The organism is Type-D symbiont of Plautia stali (genome assembly GCF_001485335.1).
Lineage (GTDB): Bacteria > Pseudomonadota > Gammaproteobacteria > Enterobacterales > Enterobacteriaceae > Pantoea > Pantoea vagans_C.
This window is the reverse complement of sequence record NZ_BBOC01000152.1, coordinates 1-5130: the sequence shown is the minus strand read 5'-3', so window position 1 is coordinate 5130 and position 5130 is coordinate 1. Positions and strand designations below refer to the sequence as shown.

General features: G+C 54.7%; 5 protein-coding genes. 3 read left to right on the top strand and 2 right to left on the bottom strand.

The genetic code is table 11. From position 1 onward, the window contains the following. Window positions 1-488 precede the first annotated feature (488 nt). Window positions 489-1970, bottom strand: a complete 1482-nt coding sequence (locus tag PSSD_RS25325) for an AlkA N-terminal domain-containing protein (protein ID WP_058974163.1) — start codon at window positions 1968-1970, stop codon at window positions 489-491. A 208-nt stretch (window positions 1971-2178) separates the two neighbouring features. Continuing rightward, window positions 2179-2601, bottom strand: coding sequence for an IS200/IS605 family transposase (tnpA, locus tag PSSD_RS25320; protein ID WP_058974162.1), 423 nt, complete (start codon window positions 2599-2601; stop codon window positions 2179-2181). A gap of 57 nt (window positions 2602-2658) precedes the next feature. Here tnpA and PSSD_RS25315 point away from each other — a divergent pair, with 57 nt between their 5' ends. From PSSD_RS25315 to PSSD_RS25305, 3 genes are all read left to right on the top strand, one after another. Then, entirely contained in the window at window positions 2659-3819 is a 1161-nt protein-coding gene (locus PSSD_RS25315; protein ID WP_058974161.1) for an RNA-guided endonuclease InsQ/TnpB family protein, read from the top strand. A gap of 116 nt (window positions 3820-3935) precedes the next feature. Continuing rightward, the gene (locus PSSD_RS25310) at window positions 3936-4442 is read left to right on the top strand and encodes a methylated-DNA--[protein]-cysteine S-methyltransferase (protein ID WP_039330404.1); all 507 of its coding nucleotides are present in this window, start codon (window positions 3936-3938) and stop codon (window positions 4440-4442) included. Window positions 4443-4577: 135 nt separating this feature from the next. Beyond that, the coding region (locus PSSD_RS25305; RefSeq protein ID WP_167347710.1) for a quinolinate synthase at window positions 4578-5130 on the top strand (553 nt) is incomplete at its 3' end.

Here is a 5130-nt window from a genome sequence, read left to right as displayed (position 1 = left end):
CTATGTAGAAAGGCGCCCTAAAGGCGCCTTTTTGCTTTTCTGCGTTTATTAAATCTGCGTTTCAAAAACAATGTTTGGTGGAGTGGCTTTGCGTTGGGTGCCCCGGCCAGTAAAGGCGGGACGGATCGTGAAGGAGTCTCACTTCCCTGTGGATCGGCCTCGCCATCCATGGCTCGGACGCTTCGCTCTTCCGATCCCGCCTTTACTGACCCATGAAACGATTCATTGCTTTATGAAAACCGCACAGATGTTTCATGAAGGCGGTGATAAGGGGCGGTGGAGTAAAGCGTACTGCGCAGGGACAAAAACGCCGGGAGCGTTTTTGTCCCTGCGCAGCGTTGGCCCACAACGTGGGCGAGCCTCAGGGATGAGGCGAGTAAACCGCCGGCAGAGCCTACAGGGATGTATTTACGGCGTCTTTACGTAACCGCCCCTTATTGCCGACTGGAACGCACCATCCCGGTTTAATAGTCAGATGGAACGCACCGTCATACTTTGTTATCGCTTGCAGCAGATTTACCCGGCGTCAAACTCTTCCAGATATGCAGTACCGCATAGCTGCGCCATGGGCGCCAAACTTGCGATAACGCTTCAGCGACCTTAGCGCTAACCCCGCCCAGATTGTTACGAATCGCAATGTCCTCTTTCGGGAACGCATCCGGCCAGCGTAGGGCACGCATCGCGATGTAACTCGCTGTCCACGGCCCAACACCTTTTAACGCCAGCAGTTGCTGCTGTACCACGTCAGGATTCACTGCGCCGTTAAAGCGTAGCTCCCCGGAGGCACACGCCTGCGCCAGCGCCTGAATCGCCTGTGAGCGCGCACTCACGATGCCAAGGCTGGCGATATCATCGATGGTGGCAGCAGCGAGTGATTCTGCGGTAGGTGGTAAACGAGAAAGTTCAGGCCATGGCGTGGTCAACGGTTCACCGAAACGTTCAGCCACGCGACTGCTGAGGGTGGTGGCAGCTTTTACCGTGACCTGCTGGCCGAGGATAGCGCGCACACCCAACTCAAAGCCGTCAAACGCACCAGGAACGCGTAATCCGGGATAGCGAGACACACTCTCGGCTAACAGCGGATCCTGGCTTAGCTGCTCGCTGATGCGCTGTGGTTGGGCATCCAGATCAAACAGATCGCGCAGTCGCCGCAGCAATGCGGGCAAAACCGGGGTTAAGGTGGTGGTGAACTGGACCTTGAGCGCCTGCTTTTCGGGGAGATGGCTGATCCGCACCCAACCTCGGCAATGACCCAGCGACACGGTGCGATGGTAGACGCCTTCATTGACCCACTCTACCTCCTTCATCACGCGCTGCTGCAGGAAATCGATGATCGCGGCCCAGTCATAGGGCGGGCGATAGCTGAGACGTAGCTCAGCGCTCTCTTGCACCGTTGTCATGCTGTCGGGTTGGCTTTGCTTGCGCAGACGAGAGGGCGTCATGCGGTAGCGTGCCTGGAATACATCATTAAAGCGGCGCAGGCTGCGGAAGCCACTGGCATAGGCGATTTCTGTCACGGGCAGTGAAGTCTCGGTAAGGAGCTGCTTCGCCAGCAGCATGCGTCGCGTTTGGCGGAGCTCAATAGGCGATACGCCCAGCTCCTGTTGCACCACGCGTCGAAGTTGGCGTTCGCTCAGGGCAAACTCACTGGCGATATCGGCGAGCGTCTCCTGCTCTTCCAGTAAGCCCTCTTCAATACGGCGGATCAGGCGATCGGCGATGCGGTGATGACTATCGACCGGCGCAAAACCGGGGGCCAGTTCGGGGCGGCAGCGCAGGCAGGGGCGGAAATGCGCTTTCTCGGCGGCTTCGGCGCTGGTGAAAAACAGGCAGTTCTTCTGCATCGGCGCTTTCACTGGACAGATGGGGCGGCAATAGATGCCGGTTGACGTCACACCGACGTAGAAAAGCCCGTCAAAGCGGCTATCGCGCGAGGTCAGCGCCTGGTAAGCAATATCGGGATCGAACATCATCTTCTCCAGCAAATAAACCGCATATACCCTTCGTACTTCAAAGCGCAGATACCTTGGCTGCTCTGGTTTGCCGCCGTGCTGCGCCTTGAATGATTTTGGGTATCGTCGCGCAAGTGGCTAAACAAAACTCGCTGCTTTCGGACAGCAAACCAGTTTAGCAATTGCCCCGTAAACCCTCGCCCAATCGGCGGGGATATAAGGGGAGCTAATCAGGGGTTTTCTGCGATGCAACATACGCTTTCAGCGTTTCGATTGTTGCACCACCGGCGCTACAGGCGAAATAAGAGTGTGACCAGAGCACCCCGCTATTACTTGCCTTGCGCAAATTCGTATTCAGAATGCGTACGCGGCGGCTGCTAATCGACTTCAAATTATTGACCAGTACACTTACCGCCAGTTTCGGCGGATACGCGACCAGTACGTGAACGTGGTCTGCTTCGCCGTCCATGTCCAGAATCTCTATTTCCAGCTTTTCCGCAGCCGACATAAACGCCTCGCGTATCTGCTGGATTATCGTGCCGTCGAAAACCTTACGGCGGTATTTCGTCGTAAAGATAAGGTGTACTACCAGCTTACTGGTGCTATGCCTGCGGGAGAGATATCCTTTACATTCCTCATGTACACTCACTTGAATAAACCCACTTAAGTCATTAAATTTACCGCATTCTGGCTATGAGCGCTGAAAATGAAAAGAGCGACTAAAGTCCGCCTTTACCCCGACTCGGAACAGACTGCATTTTTAAATGCGCAGTTCGGCGCAGTGCGGTTTGCGTACAATAAAGCCCTGCATATCAGCCGCCACGCTTACCAGCGCCACGGTGTTTCCTTAAAACCAAAGCGTGATTTAAAGCCGCTGCTGGCGGTAGCGAAAAAGTCCCGTCGTTACGGCTGGCTTAAAGAATACGATTCACTGGCATTGCAGCAAGCTGCGATTAATCTGGACAGGGCATTTTCTCATTTCTTCCAGAAGCGAGCTAAATTTCCCACGTTCAAAAGCAAACACGGCAAACAGTCCAGCTATCATCCCAACGGAAAAGTATTAACCGACGCTATCCAGTTGCCCAAAATGACGCCGATTAAAGCGGTCATTCACCGGGAAATTGCCGGCACGGTTTCCAGCATAACCATCACCCGCAATGCCGCAGGTAAATACTATGCCTCTGTCCTTTCGGACGACGGGCAGGACGCGCCAGCAAAACCGACCTACATCACCCGGGTAACAGGCTATGATATGGGGCTTTCCCATTACCTTATCCCGTCGGGTGGCGACAAAGTGAACAACCCACGCCACCTGATAAACGCTAGCCGCAATCTGCGGCGCAAACAGAAAGCCTTGTCCCGAAAACAGCGCGGTAGCGCTAACCGCCGAAAGGCACGGTTACGGCTTTCGGCAGTTCACGAACGGGTAGCCAGCGCCCGTGCCGATTTCCAGCACAAACTCTCTCGCGCAATGGTTGACGAAAACCAAGCGGTCATTGTCGAGACGCTGAAAGCGGCAAACATGATGAAAAATCACAGCCTTGCCCGTGCTATTGGAGATGCGGGCTGGCATGGTTTCATCATGAAACTGGAATACAAAGCACAGGCGGCAGGGGTTCATCTGGTCAAACTGGATCAATGGTTCGCCAGCTCGAAAACCTGTCATTGTTGCGGTTACAAAATGTCGGAAATCCCATTGCATAAACGCATCTGGCAATGTCCTGAATGTGGAGTTGGGCATGACCGCGATATCAACGCGGCGCTAAACATCTGGCACAAAGGCATAATGGAATTACAGGCGGCGGGACTCGTCGTTTCTGCCCACAGAGGCCAGTGTAAATCCGTCACACAGACGGTTGCGGCCTGAGAAGTGGGAAGCCTCACCGTTTACGGCGGGGAGCAGTCACGCTCATGACCGAAAACAGCCAGTCTGTTGCGATAAAAGTGCGATAATGGCGCACTGATTTACGCCGGAGGTGCAACATGTATCATGCCAAAATCATCCCCACACCGGTGGGAGAACTGACGCTGATTGCGACAGACAAAGGATTGTCAGCGATTCTTTGGGAGAACGAAGGGTCACAGCGCGTACCGCTCAAGCCTGTCAGCCGCAACGACCAGCATCCGATACTGTGCGAGGCCGAGCGCCAACTGCGCGAATACTTCGCCGGTGAGCGCCAGCAATTTGATATGCCTTACGACACGGTCGGGACGGAGTTTCAGAAAAAGGTGTGGCAGGCGCTGCTCACGATTCCGTTTGGTGAAACCCGCAGTTACCTGCAAATTGCGGAGCAGATTGGCAATCCGAAAGCCGTGCGAGCGGTGGGGGCGGCAAACGGGAAAAACCCGTTGTCGATTATGGCACCCTGTCATCGTGTGATTGGCAGCAACGGTAAACTGACCGGGTTTGCCGGCGGGTTAGATGTGAAAGCATTTCTGCTCGAACTGGAGAGCCCGCAAAAAGCGTTAGGCGGATCACTGCTGCTGTAACCCGCATAAAAAAGAGACGACACTCTCGCGCAATTCCGCTATCGTGTTTAGCATATAAAACACGATGGCGGTTTTGATGCCGCATCATTGCCTCAAAGGGCAATTTTGTTAAATTGAGAAAACGAGAGCCGTGTCATGAGCCTGATGTTCGATCCTGAAAGCGCCATTTATCCCTTCCCGCCGAAACCGGCGCGCCTCAGCCAGGATGAAAAATCCCATTACCTCTCTGAAATCAAACGCTTGCTAAAAGAGCGTGATGCAGTGCTGGTGGCACACTATTACACCGATCCTGAAATTCAGGCGCTGGCGGAAGAGACTGGCGGCTGTGTCTCGGACTCACTGGAAATGGCGCGCTTTGGCAGTACACATCCGGCGAAAACCTTGCTGGTGGCCGGGGTGCGTTTTATGGGCGAAACCGCCAAGATCCTGAGTCCGGAAAAGACCGTGCTAATGCCGACCTTGCAGGCGGAATGCTCACTGGATCTTGGCTGTCCGATTGAAGAGTTCAATCGCTTCTGTGATGCGCACCCCGATCGCACCGTGGTGGTATACGCCAATACCTCGGCAGCGGTGAAAGCGCGGGCAGATTGGGTGGTGACATCCAGCATCGCGGTTGAGCTGATCGAACATCTTGATAGCCTCGGTGAAAAGATCATCTGGGCACCGGATCGTCATCTTGGGCGTTATG